27 protein-coding genes are annotated in these 24,284 nt (G+C 24.6%); 12 read left to right on the forward strand and 15 right to left on the reverse strand.

Annotated elements, in window-relative coordinates:
- Positions 1 to 75: 75 nt before the first annotated feature.
- The 4 genes from ABFX13_RS06755 to ABFX13_RS06770 all read right to left on the reverse strand — a co-directional run bounded on the left by ABFX13_RS06755 (position 76) and on the right by ABFX13_RS06770 (position 2,607).
- Positions 76 to 669, reverse strand: coding sequence for a hypothetical protein (locus ABFX13_RS06755; RefSeq protein WP_346044188.1), 594 nt, complete (start codon positions 667 to 669; stop codon positions 76 to 78).
- 56 nt (positions 670 to 725) lie between these two features.
- Positions 726 to 1,166: an HNH endonuclease signature motif containing protein gene (locus ABFX13_RS06760; protein WP_346044190.1), complete on the reverse strand. Its 441-nt coding sequence runs from the start codon at positions 1,164 to 1,166 to the stop codon at positions 726 to 728.
- A 201-nt stretch (positions 1,167 to 1,367) separates the two neighbouring features.
- Positions 1,368 to 1,523: a hypothetical protein gene (locus ABFX13_RS06765; RefSeq protein ID WP_187526882.1), complete on the reverse strand. Its 156-nt coding sequence runs from the start codon at positions 1,521 to 1,523 to the stop codon at positions 1,368 to 1,370.
- 502 nt (positions 1,524 to 2,025) lie between these two features.
- Positions 2,026 to 2,607, reverse strand: a complete 582-nt coding sequence (locus tag ABFX13_RS06770; RefSeq protein ID WP_346044192.1) for a hypothetical protein — start codon at positions 2,605 to 2,607, stop codon at positions 2,026 to 2,028.
- Between the two features lie 415 nt (positions 2,608 to 3,022).
- Here ABFX13_RS06770 and ABFX13_RS06775 point away from each other — a divergent pair, with 415 nt between their 5' ends.
- The 9 genes from ABFX13_RS06775 (at position 3,023) to ABFX13_RS06815 (ending at position 12,003) form a co-directional block, all read left to right on the forward strand.
- Entirely contained in the window at positions 3,023 to 4,663 is a 1,641-nt protein-coding gene (locus ABFX13_RS06775; protein ID WP_346044194.1) for a DEAD/DEAH box helicase family protein, read from the forward strand.
- A gap of 19 nt (positions 4,664 to 4,682) precedes the next feature.
- A complete protein-coding gene (locus ABFX13_RS06780) occupies positions 4,683 to 4,910 on the forward strand; it encodes a hypothetical protein (protein ID WP_346044196.1) in 228 nt (75 codons plus the stop codon).
- A gap of 47 nt (positions 4,911 to 4,957) precedes the next feature.
- Positions 4,958 to 6,499: a hypothetical protein gene (locus ABFX13_RS06785; RefSeq protein WP_346044198.1), complete on the forward strand. Its 1,542-nt coding sequence runs from the start codon at positions 4,958 to 4,960 to the stop codon at positions 6,497 to 6,499.
- Positions 6,500 to 7,052: 553 nt separating this feature from the next.
- Entirely contained in the window at positions 7,053 to 7,256 is a 204-nt protein-coding gene (locus ABFX13_RS06790; RefSeq protein WP_195365895.1) for a hypothetical protein, read from the forward strand.
- A gap of 86 nt (positions 7,257 to 7,342) precedes the next feature.
- Positions 7,343 to 7,822 carry a hypothetical protein gene (locus ABFX13_RS06795; protein ID WP_346044200.1) on the forward strand — a complete coding sequence of 160 codons (480 nt, stop codon included), beginning with the start codon at positions 7,343 to 7,345 and terminating at the stop codon, positions 7,820 to 7,822.
- A 2-nt stretch (positions 7,823 to 7,824) separates the two neighbouring features.
- The gene (locus tag ABFX13_RS06800) at positions 7,825 to 8,586 is read left to right on the forward strand and encodes an AP2 domain-containing protein (protein WP_187526888.1); all 762 of its coding nucleotides are present in this window, start codon (positions 7,825 to 7,827) and stop codon (positions 8,584 to 8,586) included.
- A 130-nt stretch (positions 8,587 to 8,716) separates the two neighbouring features.
- Positions 8,717 to 9,844 carry a hypothetical protein gene (locus ABFX13_RS06805; RefSeq protein WP_187526889.1) on the forward strand — a complete coding sequence of 376 codons (1,128 nt, stop codon included), beginning with the start codon at positions 8,717 to 8,719 and terminating at the stop codon, positions 9,842 to 9,844.
- Between the two features lie 3 nt (positions 9,845 to 9,847).
- Positions 9,848 to 10,336 carry a hypothetical protein gene (locus ABFX13_RS06810; protein WP_187526890.1) on the forward strand — a complete coding sequence of 163 codons (489 nt, stop codon included), beginning with the start codon at positions 9,848 to 9,850 and terminating at the stop codon, positions 10,334 to 10,336.
- 50 nt (positions 10,337 to 10,386) lie between these two features.
- Positions 10,387 to 12,003: a hypothetical protein gene (locus ABFX13_RS06815; protein WP_346044203.1), complete on the forward strand. Its 1,617-nt coding sequence runs from the start codon at positions 10,387 to 10,389 to the stop codon at positions 12,001 to 12,003.
- Between the two features lie 187 nt (positions 12,004 to 12,190).
- Here ABFX13_RS06815 and ABFX13_RS06820 read toward each other — a convergent pair whose 3' ends face one another.
- The 3 genes from ABFX13_RS06820 to ABFX13_RS06830 all read right to left on the reverse strand — a co-directional run bounded on the left by ABFX13_RS06820 (position 12,191) and on the right by ABFX13_RS06830 (position 13,509).
- The gene (locus ABFX13_RS06820; protein ID WP_187526892.1) at positions 12,191 to 12,784 is read right to left on the reverse strand and encodes a hypothetical protein; all 594 of its coding nucleotides are present in this window, start codon (positions 12,782 to 12,784) and stop codon (positions 12,191 to 12,193) included.
- A 116-nt stretch (positions 12,785 to 12,900) separates the two neighbouring features.
- On the reverse strand, positions 12,901 to 13,206 hold the full coding sequence (locus ABFX13_RS06825; protein WP_346044205.1) for a hypothetical protein: 306 nt from the start codon (positions 13,204 to 13,206) through the stop codon (positions 12,901 to 12,903).
- A 33-nt stretch (positions 13,207 to 13,239) separates the two neighbouring features.
- On the reverse strand, positions 13,240 to 13,509 hold the full coding sequence (locus ABFX13_RS06830) for a hypothetical protein (RefSeq protein ID WP_187526894.1): 270 nt from the start codon (positions 13,507 to 13,509) through the stop codon (positions 13,240 to 13,242).
- Between the two features lie 146 nt (positions 13,510 to 13,655).
- On the opposite strand from ABFX13_RS06830, the gene ABFX13_RS06835 reads away from it, so the two are divergent.
- Positions 13,656 to 14,753, forward strand: coding sequence for a site-specific integrase (locus ABFX13_RS06835; protein WP_346044208.1), 1,098 nt, complete (start codon positions 13,656 to 13,658; stop codon positions 14,751 to 14,753).
- A gap of 169 nt (positions 14,754 to 14,922) precedes the next feature.
- Here ABFX13_RS06835 and ABFX13_RS06840 read toward each other — a convergent pair whose 3' ends face one another.
- On the reverse strand, positions 14,923 to 16,104 hold the full coding sequence (locus tag ABFX13_RS06840) for a cation:dicarboxylate symporter family transporter (protein ID WP_346044210.1): 1,182 nt from the start codon (positions 16,102 to 16,104) through the stop codon (positions 14,923 to 14,925).
- A gap of 295 nt (positions 16,105 to 16,399) precedes the next feature.
- On the opposite strand from ABFX13_RS06840, the gene ABFX13_RS06845 reads away from it, so the two are divergent.
- Together ABFX13_RS06845 and ABFX13_RS06850 are read left to right on the forward strand one after the other, a co-directional pair.
- Positions 16,400 to 17,260: a YitT family protein gene (locus ABFX13_RS06845; protein WP_346044212.1), complete on the forward strand. Its 861-nt coding sequence runs from the start codon at positions 16,400 to 16,402 to the stop codon at positions 17,258 to 17,260.
- 61 nt (positions 17,261 to 17,321) lie between these two features.
- Positions 17,322 to 17,732: a lecithin retinol acyltransferase family protein gene (locus ABFX13_RS06850; RefSeq protein ID WP_346044214.1), complete on the forward strand. Its 411-nt coding sequence runs from the start codon at positions 17,322 to 17,324 to the stop codon at positions 17,730 to 17,732.
- Positions 17,733 to 17,770: 38 nt separating this feature from the next.
- Here the strand turns inward: ABFX13_RS06850 and ABFX13_RS06855 are convergent, their stop codons facing one another.
- The 7 genes from ABFX13_RS06855 to ABFX13_RS06885 all read right to left on the reverse strand — a co-directional run bounded on the left by ABFX13_RS06855 (position 17,771) and on the right by ABFX13_RS06885 (position 24,275).
- Positions 17,771 to 18,157: a hypothetical protein gene (locus tag ABFX13_RS06855; protein WP_346044216.1), complete on the reverse strand. Its 387-nt coding sequence runs from the start codon at positions 18,155 to 18,157 to the stop codon at positions 17,771 to 17,773.
- Between the two features lie 196 nt (positions 18,158 to 18,353).
- The gene (locus ABFX13_RS06860; RefSeq protein WP_346044219.1) at positions 18,354 to 19,979 is read right to left on the reverse strand and encodes an ABC-F family ATP-binding cassette domain-containing protein; all 1,626 of its coding nucleotides are present in this window, start codon (positions 19,977 to 19,979) and stop codon (positions 18,354 to 18,356) included.
- Between the two features lie 82 nt (positions 19,980 to 20,061).
- Positions 20,062 to 21,078: a molybdopterin-binding protein gene (locus ABFX13_RS06865; protein ID WP_346044221.1), complete on the reverse strand. Its 1,017-nt coding sequence runs from the start codon at positions 21,076 to 21,078 to the stop codon at positions 20,062 to 20,064.
- Between the two features lie 10 nt (positions 21,079 to 21,088).
- Entirely contained in the window at positions 21,089 to 21,664 is a 576-nt protein-coding gene (mocA, locus tag ABFX13_RS06870; RefSeq protein WP_346044223.1) for a molybdenum cofactor cytidylyltransferase, read from the reverse strand.
- A gap of 2 nt (positions 21,665 to 21,666) precedes the next feature.
- Positions 21,667 to 22,377: a selenium cofactor biosynthesis protein YqeC gene (gene yqeC / locus ABFX13_RS06875; RefSeq protein WP_346044225.1), complete on the reverse strand. Its 711-nt coding sequence runs from the start codon at positions 22,375 to 22,377 to the stop codon at positions 21,667 to 21,669.
- 15 nt (positions 22,378 to 22,392) lie between these two features.
- Positions 22,393 to 23,559, reverse strand: a complete 1,167-nt coding sequence (locus ABFX13_RS06880) for a MalY/PatB family protein (RefSeq protein WP_346044227.1) — start codon at positions 23,557 to 23,559, stop codon at positions 22,393 to 22,395.
- 62 nt (positions 23,560 to 23,621) lie between these two features.
- A complete protein-coding gene (locus ABFX13_RS06885; protein ID WP_346044228.1) occupies positions 23,622 to 24,275 on the reverse strand; it encodes a transmembrane-type terpene cyclase in 654 nt (217 codons plus the stop codon).
- Positions 24,276 to 24,284: the final 9 nt, after the last annotated feature.

Here is a 24,284-nt window from a genome sequence, read left to right on the forward strand (position 1 = left end):
ACATCCCCCTACCAAAATTAATTTTTTAATCTATATACTTTCAATTTGTTTTGATAATTTTTATATCTTCTTTAATTAAAAATATAAGTTTTCTGCATCTTTCCTTGCTTTTATTGCATCTTCTTTATTCTGAAATGTCCCTAAATTAATATTTCTTCCTGCATGAGATATTTTAGATCTCCATCTATTTTTTGATTTGTCAAAAGAAACACCATTTATTCCACTTGTATTATTAACATGCTTAAATTGTTTTTTATATTCTTTAATGGTAACAACTTTTAGATTACTTCTTCTAAAATCTGACTTATCATTATTTATAAATATAATTTTATTTTTTGTTTTATCTATATCTAATAAGTAATACTCTAATCTGTAATTGGTCTTTCTATTTACAAAAGAATTATCTCTAAATACATAACTCCATTTAATTCTTAATACTTTATCAGTATCTTTTTTGTCTATTTTAAATCTTTTTACTTCATTATGTTTATTATCAGTAACTATTACTTCATCGTAATTTTCATTAGATACTACTTTATGTTTATCTAATCTAGTAGTAGCATCATTATCTAATAATTCGCCATACTTTCTAACTTGATAATAGTGTTTGTGGCACAATCCTTTTCTTAAATAACTTTGTTTTTTTCCACACACCTTACATCTCTTCATTAACACATTCACTCCCAAACATTTTTTGTAACTAAAAAAGAGATAGACATGGATATCTATCTCTTGAATATACTATTGTTAACTATTTCTCTTAGTTTGTCTTGCATATCATGCTTTAACTTATCACTCTTATCATACTGTAAATGTATCTGTTTATGACATTTATCACATAAAGATATTAGATTTTTTGGTGTCAAGGATAACTCTTTGTTTTCTTTTATAGGAACAATATGATGTATAACATCTTTATACTTTATTTTATCTTTGGATAAACATACTAAACACAAACATTTATCTCTCAATTTAATTTGTGTTGCTATAGTTCTCCACGCCTTACTATTGTAGAATGATTGAGATTCTTTATCTCTTCTATTTTTATTATAATATTTGTAACCTTCTCTTTTTGTTTTAATATATAGTTTATTACAATCATTACAATAAGTATTACCAATCGGAATTATCTTTTGACATCTAGCACAACATTTCATTAAAGCCATTATATAACTTCGCCTTCCAATTTTTTAATTCTGTAAATTTAAATTCTATTTCTTCATTTTCCTTATTTGTAACATAAATTTCATAAGAAAATTGATGATCCGCTAAATTAAAAGAATAATTCTATAACTCCTAGATAATTTTCTAATCCATCCAATGTAATATTCTTTACTTTGTCTAAATAAAACAAATATAAGTAAACTCTACAAATTTAATCTTAATATAAGATCATATAACTCTGCATCTAAAACTATAGTTATTATTAAATCTAGTAATTCATCATCTATTTCAATATCTATTTTTCTTATGTTACATTCATTTTCAATTTGTTTTTTTATATATTCTTTATCTATTAACACATTACATTAACACCTACCTTTGATCAAAAATATGTAAAAGAGATAACATTGAAAAATATGTTATCTCTTAATTTAGTAAATAATACTACCACTAATAAAAAAGTTGACGTTAATTAACCTTTTATTTTTATTCATAAATTAAATAAAAATTTTGTTCCTGAACTTGAAATATTATTAAAGAAATCAAAAAAGAGATTAGAAGAAACTATATTCTCTTTTGATTCAAGTATCGTTAGATAGTAATTTGTTCTGCCTCAATTCTAGTCAACTATGAAACTATCATATCTGAGTATTTATATATGTAAAATAAGCATGAATTAATTCATACTTATTAATAATAAGAAGGAGGTCAAATATTAAAAGTAAAAGAAATAACAAACTACTCTTACATATATATAGTACTGTTTACATGTCAAAAACTGTATAATTTAAGTTAACAACTATAATTATCAACTTAAAAATAATCATTTTAAATAAAAATAACCCACAATTAAGTGAGTTATTAGTTACTTGGGATTAATTTTATTTGTACAGAATCTATAGATAATTTAGTACCAGAAGGTAATTCTATATTTTTATATTCTGATTGATACATTCCACCAGAAGTACCCATTACCGCATTTATTCCCCCATCGTATAGATTACTACTCGAAACATTACCATTGCCATTTATAGCTACTATATTATATATTCCTTCTTTGAAATCTTTACCTGATACATAGTTACCATTTGATAGAGTTGTTGCTTTCTCTTCTAGTTTTTCTTTTTCTTCTGCTGCTTCATTTTTTAATCTAGCTGTTTCCGCTTCATCTGCTTCCTTTTCAAGTTTTTTCTGTTCTTCTTTATTCATATCAAACCAAGGTTTAGCTTGATCTAATTTAGCCGTTAATTTGTCTATTTCATTACTTTTCATTTCACTTGCAACTTCCATAGAACTTATTTTTTGCTTATATTCTTCATTTTGATTTGAAATTTCACATGTCCCTATAGCCATGATTACTAAGGATAATACTGATCCTAATATAAATCCTCCACCATGCTTAATTATTAATTTTAAATTTTTCTTATTAAATAGTTTCTTCATATGCTGAATTTCTCCTTTTTTGTTATGATTATATGATATCATTAACCAATTTATTTGTCACATTTTGGTAAATTTTATTTTTATTATATTCGCTTTTCAAATAACAAAATATATATTATCCCTTAACAAAGGGATAGATACATGACTTGTTCATGGATCAGGGTTGTATTTTTGATATACTTTTTCTAAAAGTATCAATATCTTTTGTCTATGCCTTTTGTAAAAGTCAATCAAAACCTTTTTCAATTACATTTCATAAAAATAAAAACCAATTTTTATTCAATGGCAAGTCTTTGCAATTTAATTTATTTTAATTATTGATTGTATCCATTTTTTGTAATATACTATATTTATAGTAAATTGCATTTTAGGGATACATTTTTAATTTGTCATATATAAAGAAAGGTATAAGAAAATGGTAGGAAAGAAATTAAATTTAAGATATATTAATGAAGTCATTTCTCTAAAAGATGAACAAAAGTGGGATGAGTCTGATGTTGTTTTAATAGAAAGCCAAACTGGTACTGGTAAAACTTATTATATATTAGGTGATCGTGAAACCGATGGATTTATAGATAGAATTAATGATTCTAAATTATTATATATATGTAATAGAATAGAATTAGCAAATGAAATAAAAATATCTTTATTAAAAAAATATGATATGTATAAAGATTATTTTAAAATCGATAAAAATTCAAAAGTTGAATTAGATAAAGATAAAGTTGAAAAGCTGAAAAATATTAAGAACGTTCATGTGACTACTTATCAGTCTTTAGGTCGTAAATACAAAGAAAGCATTATAAAAGGCACTGATTTTTATTTGGATGAATTTAAATATATAGTATGTGATGAAAGTCATTACTTTCTCACAGATGCATCTTTCAATGGCGAAACAGAATATGCATATGAGCTATTAGTTAATGGATGGAGTTCGTTTGTATCTACGAGAATATTTATAACTGCTACTATGAATGAGATGAGAAAAATATTTAAAGATGGTTCTATAAGAGATATTTATACTTATTCGAGTGGTATAGATTATAGTTATTTAAATATCAAGTACTTTAAAAAAGATGACACAATAGTAACTTCAATAAAAAATGATTTGAGTAATGATAAGTGGTTAATATTTGTTAAAAGTAAAAATGATGGTAAAAAAATTAAATCTAAATTAGAAATACAGGGTATATCATGTTCATATATTGATGCAAAAAACAAAGATGAAGAAATTGAAAATATATTGGTTAATAACACATTTTCAACTAAAGTATTAATCACCACAAAAGTTCTTGATAATGGAGTAAATATAAATGATGAACAGATAAAACATTTAGTATTGAGTTCATATGACCAAACTACTTTAATACAAGAAATTGGTAGATTAAGAGTAAATATAAATAATGCCAGAACTATAAATTTATATTTAAATACATTTACAAGAAATTCATTTAATAGATTGATTAATACCGTTTATAATGAAAAATTTAAGCAAGTTAATCTATTCAAAAATAATATAGATGAGTTTAAAGTAAAATATAGTGATTGTGGGCATTTAGTTAAACCTGATCTTTTTAGGGTATTGGACAATGGATATGAATTAAATAAGTTTGGATATATAAGATTACAAAAAGATTATGCATTTGCTAAATATATGTATGATAAATTTACTAATGAAGGTGATTTCGCTTATATAAAGGAGCAATTGCAGTGGTTAGGTGTAGAAGAGACTTTCAGTGAAAATAATTATTTAGATGATAAAATTGTTAATAAATCAAAGAAAAGTGAATTAATTAATTATTTAGATTCTTTAGTTGATAAAAAGATATTAGAAGATGAACAACAATTAATATCAGATATGATTAAAGCTAATTTTAATGAAATATCTAATAAAATAAAAAAATCTACAAAGAAAGCTACAGTAAAAACTTTAAATAGCATATTAGAAAATGATTTAAAATTAAAATATCTTATAAAGCAAATTACTACTTCAAAGAGAGTTGATGGAAAACCAAAAAAATATACCTATTGGACTATATTAAAATCACAAAAATAATTCCAAGGAGGAATGTAAGATGGATAATAAAATACTAGAAATACTTTTAGATATGCAAAAAGATTTAAAAGATGTTCAAAGTGATATGAATGAAATGAAACAAGAAATAAAAGATATAAAACAAGAAATGAATGATAGATTTGATGTAGTTGATATAAAATTAAATGCTGTTGAAACTAAAGTCGTAAAAGTAAGTAAAAAAATAAATTATCAAGAAGATAAGCAAATTGACTATAACGGGGTATAAAATTATAGTTGTACCTCTACTCTGTAATTAAGCAAAAGGAGATAAGTATGATAAAAGATTACAAGGATAATACAGACGCGTTAATAAACGAAATATATGAAAGATGTATTGCAAAAAATTATTTATTAGAAGAAAATTATACTGATAGTGTAGATTATATAAGTGCAAAACTTAAATCTGAATTAGGAAACTACTACACTATTCAAAGTAAAGATATAAAAAGTCAAAGAAGTATTACAAAGTGTTTCGTTAGAAAATTAAATCAATATGGAAATTATCCAGATTTCAGTCAGATTATAAATAATATATCAAATAGTTTAAAAGATTTTAATTTAAATTCTTATAGAAAACTTAATCCTGAATATAAGACTGTAGATATTAATGAATATTATTCTACTGGAAATTTAAGATATGTTAGTAGAAAAGATTTCTATAGAGTTCATAATTTAATACTTTCTAATAATTTAAATTTAAATAAATACTTTAAACCTAAAGATGAAAGTCAAGTTAAATATTTCAGTAAAATAGTAAGTAATAAAGATCTTATTATAGCTATACTTAAATTGCCTACTTGTGATTTAACTGATATCGATATAGATTATATGTATAGATACTATAAATACTATTTAGAATGTGTCGATATTGCTACAAATAATATTAAGAGTGATAAAGAATTAATATTTAATATATTAAATTACTCTATTGATTTTGATAAATTAAATTTAGAACTAGATGAAAAACAATTAATTAAATATATTAATCAAAGAATTATATGGAAGTTTGGAAACTTAAAAAGAAAATTAAAATATTATAGATTTCATGTTAAAGGAATAAATGCAAAATATATTAATAAAGAAAACATTATCTTATTTGGATGGTTTGGTCTTGAATATAAATATTATTCAGATCAAGATATTCTTGAAATAAATTGTTTAAATAAAAATCAAAAACAATTTATATTAGATGTTCGTAATATATGCTCTGATATTTCTCTAAAATTTAATAAAACAGGTGAAGTCGATTTATCAAAAAAAGAAGTTGCAGAAAAGTTAGGTTTATCATTAACTGCTTTAGATAAAAAATGTTTAAGAATTAGAAATAAAATCAGAAATGCATATACAAATACAAACTATGTATCTATTTATAAGTGCGTTAAGTCAAATAAACCATTTAGGAAGTTAGATCCGAAAATAGCTTTAGCAGATATGTACTTAACGGAAGAACAAATAAATTATAATAAACAAATGATACTTGAAGGAAAAATAGAAGTTGATGAAAATTATAATTACAACTATAATTATTGGACTTCCTTTGATGCAAAAAGAACAAATAAAGAAAATATGGCTTCATATCAAAAATTTAGTTATAATAATACTGAAAATTTCATGATAGAAAATGATAATGAAATTTTAGATGATAATCAATATGAAATTCAAAGTGACGATGAAGAAGTAGAAGAAACCAATATAAATTATGAAGATTTAGATGAAGAGCTTTATATTGAAAGTATGGATGATATATATGAAACCCAAATAATAAATAATCAAAATGAATATAATGATTCATATTATGAGAATTGCGATTACTAAAACGACTAATTAATGGTTTATATTTTATATAATATTGTAAAAGAAATAAGATATAAAATATTTAAAATCACAGTTTTAATTGAAATTATGAAAATTTATATAGAGAAAAAAGAATAATAAAGTTTCAACAGAAATTAAGTTAAACTTACTAATAGCCTGCATAAACTTATTAGTAAGTATCATAACATTAATCAATAGTTTTAAGTAATCGGTTGAATTAATGCTAAATGATTAAGGGGAGCAATCCTCTTAATCTTACAATCTTTTTTCTCTTAAGATTATTATACATCATTTTTCAATAAATATAAATGGAAAATAATTATTTACATTTAAAATTAGAAGTGTTATACCAAAGGATTAGTGTGTCCAAAAGGTAGCCGAAAAAGTCATTCTAAAGAGATATATATATGAAGGGGGTTTTAAATAACCTCTTTTTAAAGTTAACAGATAAATTATAAAATACAATGGATAGTTAATGTGATTAATTTCATATTAACTATCCATTTTTTTATAAAGATAAGTTAATAAAATTAATACATTTATGGAGGTAAAAATGAAAGTAAATAATGAATTCTTAAACAAAAAGATATCTCAATCCCCTTATTCAATTAATGAAATATGTGAATTGTTAGATGTATCAAGAATATCGTGTTGGAAATATCGTAAAGGTAAAGTTCCCTATAAAACAGATCAATTATTAAAATTAATTGATTTATTAAATTTAGATATCAATGATGTATTTATAAAAACTACTTAAGTAATATAACTAGATTAATTTCTAGTTCTTTTTTTATGTAATTGAACAATTATAAATTTAATAAAAGAAAAGGAAGGTCAAAAAATATGAAAATAGCAAGTGAAAAAAATATACTAAATAAAACTACTGTAGAAGTTAAAACTTTTGTATCTGGAGATGCATTAATTAATCAAGAAGAATTAGGTTATTACAATGAAAGAAACAATAAGCTCCATTTCACTAATTTTGGTACTAAAAAAGTAAATCAAAAAGGAAAAAATATCTTACATGGTAAATTATGTAATAGCTTAGACTTAGCAAATTACTTAAATATGGATGTTGAAAGAGTTAATAAAACTATATTAGACGTATGTACAGATCCAACTTTAAAAATGAATAACTTAAATATATACAATACTGTAATTGATAAATCAATACCATTAAAAAATAGTTGGCGTGGATGGGCAGAAGAAAACTTTAAATACAATACTGATAGTGCTAATCCAGATAAAACATTTCCAATAATTTGGCTAAATGAACTTAATGCAAATAGAGTTATTAGAGTCTTAAAAAACGAGGTGATGTAGATATGAATAAACGTACAGATAGAATTGGCGAAGTCAGATATAACACTTATGGATCTAAAATGAAAATTGTTGATTATGTTTCTGTTGATAAAGTTAAAGTTTATTTTGAAAAATATGATTACTATACTTACGCTACTTACCATAATTTTTTAAAAGGTCTAATTAAATGCCCTTATAATCCTGTTGCGTATGGGGTTGGGTATTTAGGTATAGGTAAATATCAATCTAAAATAAAAGGAATTCCAACTAATGCATATAGATGCTGGTATCATATGCTTGAAAGATGTTATAGCAAAAAATATCACAAACTATACCCTACTTATACAGATTGTAACGTAGATTCAAAATGGCATAATTTCCAAAATTTCGCAAAATGGTATCATGAAAACTATTATGAATTTAAAGATGAAAAATTACATTTAGATAAAGATATATTAAGTAAAGGAAATAAAATATATAGTGAAGATACCTGTGTATTTGTACCTCAGTCTATAAATATTTTATTTACTAAATCTAACTCTATTAGAGGAAAATATCCAATCGGGGTGACTTATAATAAGAAAAAAAATAAATATATTTCTAGAATATCAAAATTCAATACAAACAAACAATTAGGCATGTTTAATACAATTAAAGATGCTTTTTTTTGTTATAAACATGAAAAAGAACTACACATTAAATATGTAGCTGATTTATACAAACATGTTATACCAACCAAATTATACACTGCAATGTATAAGTATCAAGTTGAGATAACAGATTAATTTTTAAACTATTCAAATTGTAAATAATATCTAAGTTTTAGTTGCTGCAACAACTTCAACTTGCTTATAAGTATATAGATATTGTTTACACTTGTCAATAAAAATATGCGAAAGAAGGTAAACAAATATTATGTTAGATAAAATAAGAGAATGCAAGAACATAAATGATATAACTACCACAATAATTGAAAACTCTTATAATATTTATTTAAATAACTATCATCATAAAAAGGACTTTAATAATACTGTGAACTGGAAACATAGTGAAGGTTTATATTTAAGTTTAAAAGCTAGTGTTGACAATCCTCTATCAAATTTAAACATATTATGTTCATCTATAAGAAAAAAATTACTACAAATATACTATAGTGATATAAATGAGTTTAATGATTTTGAGTTTTATGAAACTCTAGTATATACAGAACTTTACTCCACTCTTAAAGAATTAGAAAATAAACTTGGATTTAATTATATAAAAAGTCAATTTAAAAATGTACAAACTTCTAATAAATTTTGTGGAACTATTCTTACTATAATAGTTAATAAAAATATGAAAAGATTACAAAAGAATCAATTATCATCTGTCATAGCTAAATCAACTACTATAAATGGAAAAACGGTATGGAAATATGAAACTGTTAAATTTGCAAATTTTGATAGTACTATATCTACTAACAAGGATGAGGTAATGAATTTATATGATTATATAGTTTATAAAAGTCAAAATTATAATGGTTCTGATGAGTTAGGTATATATGATACAGATGAATATAATTGCTTATATACTAATGAACCAAATAATAGAAATATAATATCTTATCTAGCTAAGAATTTGAATTTATTAACTTCAAATCAAAGATATTATTTAAAATCTGCAACTACGAGAAATTATAAAACAGACGCACAAATTAGAGATAGATTTATTAGAAAATTAAGTATAGATAAAAATGTAAAAATTAAATTGAATGAAGATTCTAAGTTAGAATCTATAGAATTAACATCTGATTATAAGAAGTCATTAGATATTATATTGTCTCAAAGAACAAATGAACAAATATTTAATACATTAATAGAATTTATAAAAAAGAATAATAAAACAAGCGATCTATTACTTGATCTAATCTTAGATTGTGATACTAAATTTTATAAACCAATCATTGATAAATTAAACGATAAAGATTCAAATATTGATTATATAGAAAATCAATTCAAGCATGTAACATACAAACTAAAACTAGCTTATTACAAAGGAAGATGATTTATGGAAAATGTACAATATGAAGTATTAGAAAATATAATAAATAAATTGGAAGATATAATAAATTTTAAAAACAATAGAAATAGTAATTGTGAATCAGCTGAATATATATTATCTAAATTAAAAAATGAAATGGAAGGATTAGAAGATTATTGTCTATACCCTACTTTTTTCAATTCATTAGATTTATTTGATGCTAATGAAGATAATATAAATTATAATTATATACTTGAAAATATAGAAACTATTTATAAAGAAATTGAAACGTATTATAGCTATAATAAATATAAATTATATGAAGATGGATATATATTTACATCTACAATTAAACAAAATGATTATTCATTTGTAAATTGTGATGATGCATTACAAAATGATTGGATACAAATAGATGAATTAGAAGATTTATGTGTTATAAATGGTAATGGTAGCCTTCATGGATCATTAGCTAATTCTAAGAAAATTTATGAAGATATAAATATGTACTACTAGATTTTAATTAATTTAGTAGTATTTTTTTATTTTAATTAGGAGGTTAGTATATGTTTGATATAGATGAATTACTAAAATTAAATAGATTAAGAGATAAAAAAATTGAATCAATTGGAGATATAAAAGAATTAAAAACATGCAAAAACCCAAATAAAGTATTAAATACTAAACAAGAGTATGAGTATGAAATAGTCGAAGTATTAGATAATTATCTATATGATATAGACAATAGAGGTATAGTTGACGAAATGGTTAGAATGACGTTTAAAGATATAGATGATAAATATCAACTAAAACAATGTTTAAAAAATCCAAATGGAAAGTCAAAAGAATTACATGGATTTTACCTAAAATATGATAAAGTAGATTCAACTAATTTCCACCCATTCTCCACTCTATTTAGAGGTGCAGAAAAATCTTATATGAGTAAATTAGAAAGTTGTTTACATGAAAGATACTTTGAAGAAGATCATCGCTCACAAGCTAGACTATTATGTTTTGAACTATTATGTGGTTATAATAAATCATTTAATACATCATTAAAAAAATCATTTAATTTAGATATAACAGATATAGATGATTTCAAAAAAATATTATCAGATATAAATATAGCTGATAATGTAAAAAAATATATAAACAAAGTTATAGCTAATCATGCTCTTAACAAAGCTTATGAAGGTAGAAATGATGATTATCATGTTATCAGAAAAAAAAATAAAAATGGCAAAGAAAAAGCACAGTTAGTTATTCATAATAATTTTAGATTAGATTCAAGCTATAATAATTCAAATGATAGTAATAGTTATGATTATGTAGTTCAAGATGGAATTATAGAAGATAATAACCATATATTAGATACATTGCTAGAAAATAATAGTGAATTAGTTTATAGTTCATTTGAATTATATAAATATATATTTAATAATTTAGAAAAGATATTAACTAAGCATCAAATTAAATTCTTTAATGATAGTCTTAATAATAATTTATCTGATTATAGTCTAAGTAGTATATCTCATACAAAAATAGCAATAAGAAAATCAATAGAAGATTTCTTTAAAGATAATAAGAACATAAATATTATAAAAGGTAAATTTACATTAATTAAAAATACATTAGCAGATACATTAATCGATATATTAGATCAATTAGATAATGTTCAAAGATTAGATAAATTAGTATATTATATGAAACAAGAAAATTATGCTTCTAATTTTATTTGTGATTTAATCTATAGTTTAGATTTAAGGTATAGAAAAAACTTAACTTCTCTGTTGTTAAATAAAGAAATTGATAATAAAGAAAATTATGCTAATAGTACATTTATATATATATTAAATATACTAAATAATCATCTTAATTTCATGTTAACTAGTAATGAAATATTCATGTTTAATAGAGTTAAAGTTGATGAAAAAGAATTTAAGATAAGAAAATATATTGAAAATAATATATTGAATAATAAAGAAGTAGCTAAATTACCGAGAAAACATGTAAATGGATATACATCTATAGAAGATTTACATGACTTTTTTAATGATATATTAGATACAAATATTTCAAGAAATAAATTGAGAGATCAACTTAATCATTTTGGATATGATATATCAAACAAAGCATCATGTTCTATAGATGGATATGCAGCGTATAGATTTTTTAAATGTTAGATTATATTTGTATGATATTATATACTCATAAATAAAATAGTTGTGACAATTAGTCATTTTTATTTATGAGTATATTGAAAATACTATATTTGATAAATATGAAATTCTGAGTATTTACAAGTGAAAATAATATTAAGATTTATATACTTAATACTAGTTTATAATTAAATTGACTAACATCTATTCTTTACCATATATTAATTTTAATATCATGTTCTTTTAGTTCTTTACTTATACGCTTTAGCTTAAATGTGCATATTATACCTTTAAAAAAGCTTACGACTACTATGGTTAAAACCATCACATAATAACTATGTATAGTTTTATTATAATTATCATCCCAATGTGTAAAGTAATTTAATATATAAGTTACAAAAGGAAATATCGATACCATAAAGATTAGATATGTAACCTTAATTAGAGTTTCAAGTTTCGCTTCCCTAACTTTATCCTTTTGTTCTTGATCATTTTCTTCTAATGCTTCATCATTTCCTTCATTTTCCTTTATTTCTAAAAGTCCTCTCAACTCAATCAATAATTTATTTTGATAACTTTCCCATAAAATTAAAAAGTAAAAAACTAAAAATAAGCTTATATTTATTGTTAGACAAAGTAAAATTAACTTAATGTTATCTAGTTTATTAAATAAATCTCGCTTATACATAAATACAAAAGAAAAGCTTGGCGATATAAGAATAAATATACTTAAAACTATTTCAAGTAATTTCTTATGTTCTCCATTATCTAAAGATTTTGTCCAAATTTCTAAAAATTTATCCATAACTCCCCTCCTTTTCATTTCCATATTATACCACAAAATTATTTTTTATTTCATAAATACATTATATCAAATAAAAAAGGCAGCTAAATAGCCACCTTTCTATATTAAAAAAATAATTAATCTTCTTCAAATACCAACTTATTGTCCTTCTTAAATATTATACCCTTAACCTCATGTGGTTCATCACAAAATCTACATCTATAATGTACCTCAACATCTAATTTATCTTCATACTCATTTATTATTTTTATATTAGCTGATGATACATTGTCATTTAATCCAACATTATCTTTAATAAATTTCCCATTACCTATAGGTTGAGGAAAAAAATTATACCATCCTATTTCTTTGCCACATAAATTATTTTTACATTTTGACATTGATTGTATTATTCTTCCTTCATAAAATTTTAGTTTGCACATATTAACTCCTTTCTTGTATTAATTAATCTTCTATTATTTCCATCCATGCAATTTTGCCATATCTTTATATTCAGCTATAGTCATTGTTGCGCTATCAGTAAATTTAATTGCTTCCATAGTTACATAATAGCAATTATCATTAAAACTTAGTAGAACTTCTTCTATTTTTTTTTCCTTGTCCCACAATGCATCTTCTACAAGATATCCTTCCATAGGAATTAAGTCACTATTAAATTCCTTTTGTAATAAAAGCCACTCACCTTTTTTATTACCGATTACAGGTTGATTTAAAATTATTTTCATTTTACATTACTCCTTTGCATTTTATAATATATTTTTATGCTTTTTGCATATTTATAATTAATTCTACATATATATCTAAATTCCTCCATTTTATGCTATTGAATTAAAATAAATTTATGTGCTATATTAAATTTCGAGGTGATGAAATGAAAGGAAGCGTTAGAAAAAGAGCAACTTGGGAATACTACTTTGATCTAGCAAAAGATGAAAATGGTAAACGTAGACGTAAATCTAAAGCAGGATTTAAAAGTAAATCTGATGCTGAAAAGGCATTAGCACAAGCATTAGCAGAATTTGAAAATACAGGAAGAGTTTTAAATGAAAGTAAATTAAGTGTATCAGAATATCTAAAATACTGGTATGATAACCATGTCTTATTAAACTGTAGATATAGAACCCAACTAGAATATAGAGTTATAATAAATGCTCATATAAACCCATACTTAGGACATTACTACTTAAAGAACATAACTCCTGCTACAGTTAAAGAGTTCTTGGATACCCACTATAAAAGAAATATTGCAAAAAGGACTATGGAGAATATATTTACTGTATTAAAATATGCTTTGGATATGGCTGTATTTCCTTACGAATACATGAAATATAATCCTGCTAAAATGATTAAATTAAAATATAAATTTAAAAAAACTGAAGGTAATAGAATAACACATGAAGATGCACTTAAAGCATTAAACTATTTGCAAAATAATTACTATAATTACTATATTCCTTTTCTGATAATGTATCATACAGGGATTAGAAAAGGTGAAGTACTAGGTCTACAATGGGATAATATAGACTTTAAAAATAAGACAATTTGTATAAGACAACAAGCAATATACAGAGATGGTAAAATGGTATTGTCTCCTACAAAAACTGAGGCGTCAATTGGTGACATAATTATGGGAGACACCTTATATAATGAATTATTATTGTATAGAGAGTGGATACTTGAAAAAAAGTTAAATCATAATTTTGTATGTGTTAATACTAATTTTGATAATATGAGTACACCAAATATCTCTTGGATTATAAGCAAAATGAAAGATGTACTTAATATAAAAATAAATGCACATGGATTTCGCCATCTTCATGGTCAACTTTTACTAGAGAATAAAGCCAATATAAAGGGAATACAAAGTCGATTACGTCATAAAAACATAGAGACTACTCTTTCAACGTATTTGAAATCTAGTAAAAAAATTGATAATGACATTGTGAACATTTGGGAGAGTATGTTATAATTGGTATTAAAAAACCACCCTAATTTTACTTAAGGTGGCAAATTGACTACAATTTAATATTTTGGACTACTAATTATTTAATCATTTTTTGAATTAAATATTTCTTTATCTAGTTTTCCTAGTGAATTCCCCACTACTATAGATGATGTAGTAGCCCCGTTTACATTTATCATAGAAGACCTGCTATACCAAGTGAAGATATTGTTATAACTACTAAAAGCATAACATAAAAACTTATGTCTTTATCTACTCCAGCCATATTAGCTATAGTTATAGCCATTAAGGCAGGATATATACCAGCACAACCATTCATCCCCATATTAGCTCCTAAACTTGCAGTAAAACTTGATACACCTTCATCAACTCCTTGATTTTTAACAAGTGCTTCTATAGTTACAGGAAGTGTACCTAAACTTGAACGAGATGTAAATGCTAATAATAAAGGTTCTGCAGCATTTTTTATGTAAGTTATTGGATTTAATCCATTTAAAGTTACTATAACTAAATGCACTACAAATAATATAGCTGTTGCAACATATAAAGCTACTACAAACTCAACAACTGATATCATGGATGATATCCCTCTTGCAGTTATTGTATTTGCAAGCAATGCAACTACTGCATAAGGCATAAACTTTATAACTGTCATAGCAACACTTACTATTATCTTGTAAAAAGCTTCTACTAAGTTTATAAATGGTTTTACAACATCCATATATTTTTTCTTCATTCTATTTGTTGCAAGTCCTAAGAAAGTAGCAAATACTATTATAGCAACGATATTTCCTTCTGCCATAGCTCCTACAGGATTTGATGGTAGTAACCCTCTTAAAGTATCAACTAGAGGTGTTATTTCTCTCATTTCAGGAGTTTCAATTCCTGTTACTTGTGTTCCAACACCTAATTGCATTACATTACCAACTACTATACCTATAATAGCTGCTAATGCTGTAGTTCCAAGCAACATACCTAATGATCTAAATGTTAGTGCTTGTAAATTATCTCCTTCTTTCATATTAATTATAACTCTTATAATTGATACAAATACCATAGGTACAACTAACATTTTTAATAAATCCATAAATCCATATCCAAACAATCCATACCATTTAGTTACTTCTTGTAACCAAACTACTTTTGATGGATCTTCTGGAAGTCCTGCTACTAATTGAATTATAATTCCTAATGCAAGTCCTATAATTGTTGCATAAATTGTTCTCGTTGAGAACTTTACTTTTTTCTTTTCAAATTGTTTTACTATAAAAAATGTTCCTAATAAAACAATCATAAAAAGTACTGTTTTAATGTCTGTTACCATTAAAAATTGCGATAAAAATGAACTCTCCCCCATATTGTTCCTCCATGATGTATAATATTATAATTTATAATTTTTGAAACTGGTTATTTATTTAACCAATCTCCCCCTCGATTATTCATATTATATTATCTTTTTACCTATGTCAACCTTTTCCCGTATGAATTTTAGCACTTTTTATAAAATATCACTTTTTCCTTATTTTCTCTATTTATCTATTATTATAAATTATTCGAAAATTCCATCATAAGGAAATCATATTCCCAACACATACACAAATTTGTTATACTATATTTTACGAAATTATAATAAATAGTGTGTGAGGTGTTATATGAAAGAAAACATTTTTAAAAAATTTTTATTTGAATCTATAGGGTTAATTTTAGGATGTATTTTTATGAGTATAGGTATAAATATGTTTTTAAAACCTTATACTATAGCTCCTGGAGGACTTAGCGGTTTATCTGTAGTTTTAGGTAAGTTAACAGGTCTCCCTATACCTGTGGTTATGTTAGGAATAGGTATTCCTCTAGTAATATTTTCAATAAAGATATTAGGTATAAAAGATTCAATCAAAACCCTTATAGGCATGAGTATATTCTCAGCAATATTAAGTCTTACATCCAAACTATCTAATACACACGTAACTGAGGATGTATTATTATGTGCAGTATCTGGTGCACTTTGTTTAGGAATTGGACTTGGAATTGTTCTTAAGATGGATGCGTCAACAGGAGGAACAGATCTTATAGCTTTGATGCTAAATAAAATTTTTCCTAATATACCACTTTCTAAATTTATGATTTTATTAGACGGAATGGTTGTTATATCTGCAGGTGTAGCTAGTAAAAACTTAGAAACTGCACTTTATTCAGGTGTTGCACTTTATATTATAGTTAAAGTTGTAGATGCTATAGTTTCTGATTTTAACTATTCTAAAGCATTTATGATTATATCTAATGAGCCAAATAACTTAAGAGATGGCATTAATAGAGAAATTAAAAGAGGAATTACTTTTCTTCAAGGTAAGGGTGGTTATACAAACGAAGACAAAAACGTATTATTAGTTGTTGTTTCTAAAAATGAAGAAGTTCATTTAAAAAAAGTTATTAAAAGTATAGATTCTTCTGCATTTATAATTGTAACTGATGTTCATGAAGTTTTAGGCGAAGGTTTTAAAGCTATAGCTTAGCAACATCATCCTCTTAAAATCATAATTTATATTCATATACATGATTTTAGGAGGAATTTTTATGTCTAATGCTCAATATGGAGATTTAATTTTTGTTGATCATGGATTGTATAAGCATTTTGGCATATATATAAACGATGATTGCGTTATACATTATGATGGTAAAATTGACGATAAATTTTTAAGGCATATGTGTATTCGTCAAACTAATATGGATAGATTTTTAGCTGGTAAAAATAGTTTTAAGATATATAATGATAAAAATTCTAATATATCTTCCTGTGATGTGGTAAATAGAGCTAAATCACGTTTAGGAGAAAAAAATTTCAATTTAATATTTAATAATTGTGAACATTTTGGATTATGGTGCAAAACTGGAATTAATAAATCTAATCAAGTAAATTTAATATTATCACTACTTTTATTTGTCATTATCGGAACAGATTACTATAATAAAAAAGGCAGAGAATAAATCTCTGCCTAAAATACTATGTCATATCAAATTTAGTGTTAAATTGAAGGGTATTGTATATCAAAGAATAATAAAACTCTAGCTGTTTGAGCTCCTGAAAGAATTTGAACAGTTACAGCATTTAAAGCAGCTACGGAAATTACTGCCTCATCATTTGCTTCTACAACTATATTTGACCCATCTACTACAAAATTTATAGTTGCTCTTGATAAGTTTCTCAGTATTACTGTACCTCGTACAAATGCCATTCCAGGATTCGCTATATAAACTGTTTTAACTCCTGTTGTAGCAGTTGTTCTTAAAGTAAATTGTTCTTTGATAAATGAATCAGGATTACAACAAACACTACTAATCTTATTTTTTATATCATCATAATCTGAGTCTGTGTTATCTTCACAACAAAATTTATTATAAAATTCACTCATTATTATATTCCTCCTTTAATAAGACTAGTTATAACTAGCCCTTAATATATAATATTCTTTATAAAAATTTTGTTTACACTATAATTCGATATTTTTATATTTTATTCAACAAAATTCACTAAATAAAAAAGCACTACTTATTCTATATAATTTTAAAAATTATATAGAATAAGTTAGTGCTTTAAAAACTTCTTAATTACTTTTCAACAGCATACATTTTCTTTAATTGAGCTTGTATGTCCTTATTTTCTAAGTATTCATCAAGAGTAGTTTTTCTATCCATTATTCCATTTGGAGTTATCTCTATTATTCTATTTGCAAGAGTTTGTATCATCTCTTGGTCATGAGAGTTAAATATTAATACTCCTGGGAATTTTTCTAACCCTTTATTTACAGAAGTTATAGATTCTAGGTCTAAGTGGTTAGTTGGATCATCAAGTACTAAAACGTTAGCATTAGATAACATAAGTTTTGATAACATACATCTAACTTTTTCTCCTCCAGATAAAACTTGAGCTTGTTTTAAAGCTTCTTCTCCAGAGAATAACATTCTACCTAAGAAACCTCTTATGAAACTTTCACTTTTTTCTTCTGAATATTGTCTTAACCAATCAACTAGTGAATACTCTACACCATCAAAATATTTATTGTGGTTTTTAGGAAGATAACTTTGAGAAGTTGTTACACCCCACTTGAAATCTCCACTATCAGGAGTATCTTCACCCATTATTATATTAAATAATGTAGTTATAGCTATCTCATCTCCTAAGAATGCTACCTTATCATCTCTATCTAATCTAAATGATACATTATCTAAAACTTTAACACCATCTACAGTTTTAGTTAAGTTATTTACTTCTAAAACTTCATTTCCTATTTCTCTTTCAGGAGTAAATCCAACATATGGATATCTTCTTCTTGATGGTTGTATATCTGCAACTTCTAATTTTTCTAATTGTTTCTTTCTAGAAGTTGCTTGCTTTGCTTTAGAAGCATTTGAGCTGAATCTTGCGATGAACTCTTTTAATTGAGCTATTTTTTCTTCAGCTTTTTTGTTTTGATCTTTAGCTAATTGTAATGCTAATTGGCTTGATTCATACCAGAAGTCATAGTTACCAACATACATTTGTATTTTACCAAAGTCAACATCAACTATATTTGTACATATTTGGTTTAAGAAGTGTCTATCATGTGATACAACTATTACTATAGAATCTTCTAAATCCATTATGAAGTTATTTAACCAATTTATTGATTGGAAATCTAAGTGGTTTGTAGGTTCGTCCATTATTAGTATTTCTGGCTTACCAAATAAAGCTTGAGCTAATAATACCTTAACTTTATCTCCACCTGTTAATTCTTTCATTTGCTTATAGTGTAAGTCTTTAGTTATACCAAGACCCATTAATAATTTTTCTGCATTTGTTTCTGCATCCCATCCATCAAGTTCAGCAAACTCACCTTCAAGTTCAGCAGCTTTTATACCATCTTCTTCAGAAAAATCTGGCTTCATGTATAATGCATCTTTTTCTTTCATTATTTCATAAAGTCTAGCATGTCCCATTATAACAACATCTAAAACAGTATCTTCTTCATATTTGAAGTGGTCCTGTCTAAGTACTGACATTCTTTCTTTTTCAGTTATTGATACACTTCCTGTATTTGCTTCTATATCACCAGCTAATATTTTTAGGAAAGTAGATTTTCCTGCTCCATTAGCTCCTATTATCCCGTAACAATTTCCTTTAGTGAATTTTAAGTTAACGTCTTTGAATAACTCTTTATCCCCAAATCTAAGACCAACATTAGTAACTTGTAACATTCGCTTATTTCCTTTCTAACTACTAAAATTTATAAAATTTTACAACTCTTCTAATAATATAATAAATTTATAACTTAGTCAACTACTTAGCAAAATTACAGGCTGGGTAAGTACAAACCTCACAATTCATACAAAGACCTCCATGTCCATATCTTGCTATATCTTCTTTAGTTAATTTTTCATCTATTAATATTCTTGGAAGTATAACATCTAAAACTGTTGTTTTAGAATACATTGCACATCCTGGTATTCCAAGTATTGTAGCATCTTTATTATAAGCTAATAAAAACATAGCTCCAGGTAGTATTGGAGATCCATAAGTTATTATATCTGCTCCAGACATCTTTATAGCAGCAGGAGTTAAATCATCAGGATCTACACTCATTCCTCCAGTACAAAGTATTATTTCAGCTCCTTGATTTAAAAAGTTATCTATAGCTTCTTTTATTATAAATGTATCATCTGGGCATATAATTTGTCCTAATATCTCACAATCATAAGCTTTCATCTTTTCCTTCATAACAGGTCCAAATTTATCTACTATTCTTTTGTGGTATACTTCATTTCCTGTAGTTACTATTCCTACTTTCTTTTTCTTAAAAGGAATTACATTTATAATTTTTTCTTCTCCTATAATCTCTTTTGCTTTATCTAATTTATCTTGTTCTACCATTAAAGGTATTACTCTTGTTCCTGCAACTTTAAGCCCTTTATGAACTATATAATTATTATGAAGAGTTGCCATCATTATGTCATCAATACAATTTAACTTAAATAATTTTTCAACATCTATTTTTAAAAGTCCATCTACCTTAGAAATAAAATCTATTTTACCTTCTTTAATTTCACTAAATTCTAAGTTTTTTCCAGCAGTTATATCTTTTAAAAATATTGCACCATCATTTTCATGTACCATTCCTTCTTCTTTTTCAAAAACATATAAATGGTCTTTACCTAATGATAAAAGTTTTTTAATATCTTCTTCTTTTACTACATGCCCTTTTTTAAATGCTCTTCCTTTAAATTCTCCAGGTATTATCTGTGTTATATCATGACATAATACATGACCTACAGAATCTACTGTTTTTATTTTTTTCATAAATCCTCCACTAACTGTTGTATATATTTATTAGGTTCTCATAATCATTTTTAGTATCTATATCTAATAAAGTTTCTTTTTGTACATGTATATATTTTATTTTATCATACTCGCTTATTACTTTCTTACCTTTTTCGTCATTTTTTAACATTAATAGTTTATTTTTCAAACAGCTAGGAAATATAACTGGATTACCTTTTTTATTCTCATATTTAGGAATTATTATATATTTATTATCATCCTTAAAACACTTTATAAGATTATCTATATCCATTTTATTTAATAGGGGTTGATCTCCTACAAAAAACATATATCCATCACATTCACTACTATTTTTTATTCCGAATTTTATAGATTCGCTTTGCCCTAAGTAAGCTTTTTTATTTAATACTGTTTTAAAATTATATTTACTTGCTATACTTAAAACTTCTTTATATTGACTTACTACTATAATTTCTTTAAAATTACATTTTTTCAATACATCTAAAGTGTTTTCAATAATAGTTTTCCCTCTATATACCATTAATAATTTATTTTTACCCATTCTAGTTGAAAAGCCGGATGCCATTACTATTGCATTTATCATAATTATCCTTTCGTGTAATAATTTTTAGTCAAACTGCCATATATTATTTTCATGCTGTCATCTTCCTTTTTTATAAGTTTTATTAAATCTTTAGCTAAAACCTCTTTAAATTTACCATCAACTTTATTTATATATAGTATTTTTTCACCTACTGAATTTTTAAATAAACCGTCTTTATGCAAAATTATATTTTTAAGATTTTCTAAGTTAACTTTATCAGTATAATTACCACATATACTTAAAAACTTTTCTAGTCTGTGTATATTTTCATTATTTATATCCATATTAAATGAACTTATATCTACTATACCTATATTTTTAGTTGTCATAGGATGTACTAATGGTTCATCTTCTCTCCATCCTTTTAGTTTTTTTCTTTTAGAACCATCACCTTCTATAAAACTTATATCAAATTTGTTTAATATATTATCTAGTTCATTAAAGTTTAAACCTACTACCTTTTTTTCTTTATTTATATATTTACCACAAATAGTAATACCCTTATTAACAATAAGGGTATTACTATCGCCAATTAATATAATATTATTGTAATCACTTTTCTTAGGTAAATATATCTTAGTTGTAGTAGTTAATAAAACTTTATAATCACTAGAGAATTCTTTAGTTAAATAGGTTATCAAAGAAGTTTTTCCTCCTGCTCCAACAACAGTTATAATATCTTTTTCTTTTATCTCTAGTAATTTTTTTAGCATATACTCCTCCAGTATTTATATATTATCTACTGCTTTTTTAATTCTATTTAAAGCTTCTTTAATAGTTGATATAGAACAACCTATATTCATTCTCATAAATCCACTTCCACCATTGCCAAATCCAATTCCACTACTTAATGCTAGTCCTGCTTTATCTATAAAAAATCTTGCTAAATCTTCATCATCTAAACCTAAATTTCTGCAATCTAGCCAAGTTAAGAAAGTTCCTTCTTGTTTTATTACTTTAATCTTAGGTATATTTTCACTTATATATTTAACTACATAGTTATAATTATTTTCAATGTAGTCAAGAAGTTCATCAAGCCAAGACCCTCCTTTATTATACGCTGCTATTAAAGCTTCAGCACCAAGTACATTAGGATCTGTTGAAAATAATTTTTTATATTCATTTCTCAAAATTTCATTAGTTATAATGGTATTTGATATATATAATCCAGCTAAGTTAAACGTTTTGCTAGGTGCTGTTAAAGTAACTATATTATCTTTATAATATGGAGCTACTTTTGTTAAAGAATTATGTTTATATCCTTTAAATACTAAATCAGAGTGCATTTCATCACTTATTATAAATACTTTGTAGCTTTCACATATTTCTACTATTCTTTCAAGTTCCTCTAACGTCCATACTCTACCTATAGGGTTATGAGGATTGCATAATATAAACATCTTAACTCCTGTAGATATTTTTCTTTCAAATTCATCAAAATCTATTTCATATCTATTATTATTTATTAATAATTCACTTTGAATTATGTCACATTTATTTTCATTTAATATTCTAAAGAAAGAATGATATACAGGTGATTGTACTAATACTTTATCATTTTCTTTTACAAGAATTTTAAGTAAAAAGTTTATAGATGTTATAGTTCCAGGTGTATATACTACATCTTCTATATTTATATCTAAATCGTGTCTTTTCTTCATCCAATTAACTACAGCTTCTTTATAACCTTTTACTGTATCATAACCAAGATTTCCAGCTGATAACTTTTTACTTAATGCTTTTGTTATTTCATCACAAGTTTCAAAGTCCATATCAGCAATCCACATAGGAATTATATCATCCCTATCTGTATTAAAATTTTCTTTATATTTATCGTATTTAACCGAATTTGTGCCTATTCTATTTACTCCCTTATCAAAAACTTGATTAGACATATAATCCCCTCCCCAAAATACATTTTATATATTTTAAATTTTATATTAATTTGTCTAAAGTTTCAATTAGATTTTCTATTAGACATTTTTAAAATTAAATATATATAAATTATGTCGAATACTTGAATTAACATTATCATAAATAATTCTGTATTTGTTGATGGTAACATATTGGAAAATTTTAAAATGACTATAGCTAAAGTTCCAATCCACTTAAAAAGTGCTATAAATATTGATTGACCTAAAGTATTTCCTCTATTTAAAATCATATCTACAAACAATATAGACATAATTAAATTTTGTAAATTTGCAATAAATCCTGATGCTTGAATTATATTATTTTTATATAAAATCGAAATATCATTAACAAATAAAATTACAAATATTATTGAAAATAATATGGCTAGTATAGAAAATATATATAGTCCTTTCTTAGTTATAAGATTTTTACATTTTAAATTTTTATATCCATACTTAAAAAATGTATATAATATTATTAAATCAAGAATTAACCATAAAATGAACATAATTCTAGCCATTAATAAATTTTCTGGTGGATATATAAAGCTAAATGTAAATTCCCAAGCTAAATTAAGGGCTAATGCAAAAAAAGGCGTACCACAAGTTTTATCTTTAAAACTTTTATAAATTATTATTATATAAGCCATAATCCAGAAAATACCACATGATAATTGCAAAAATAGTTTAATATTCAAAAAATCACC

The sequence above is a fragment of the Paraclostridium tenue genome (assembly GCF_039521565.1).
Lineage (GTDB): Bacteria > Bacillota > Clostridia > Peptostreptococcales > Peptostreptococcaceae > Paraclostridium > Paraclostridium tenue.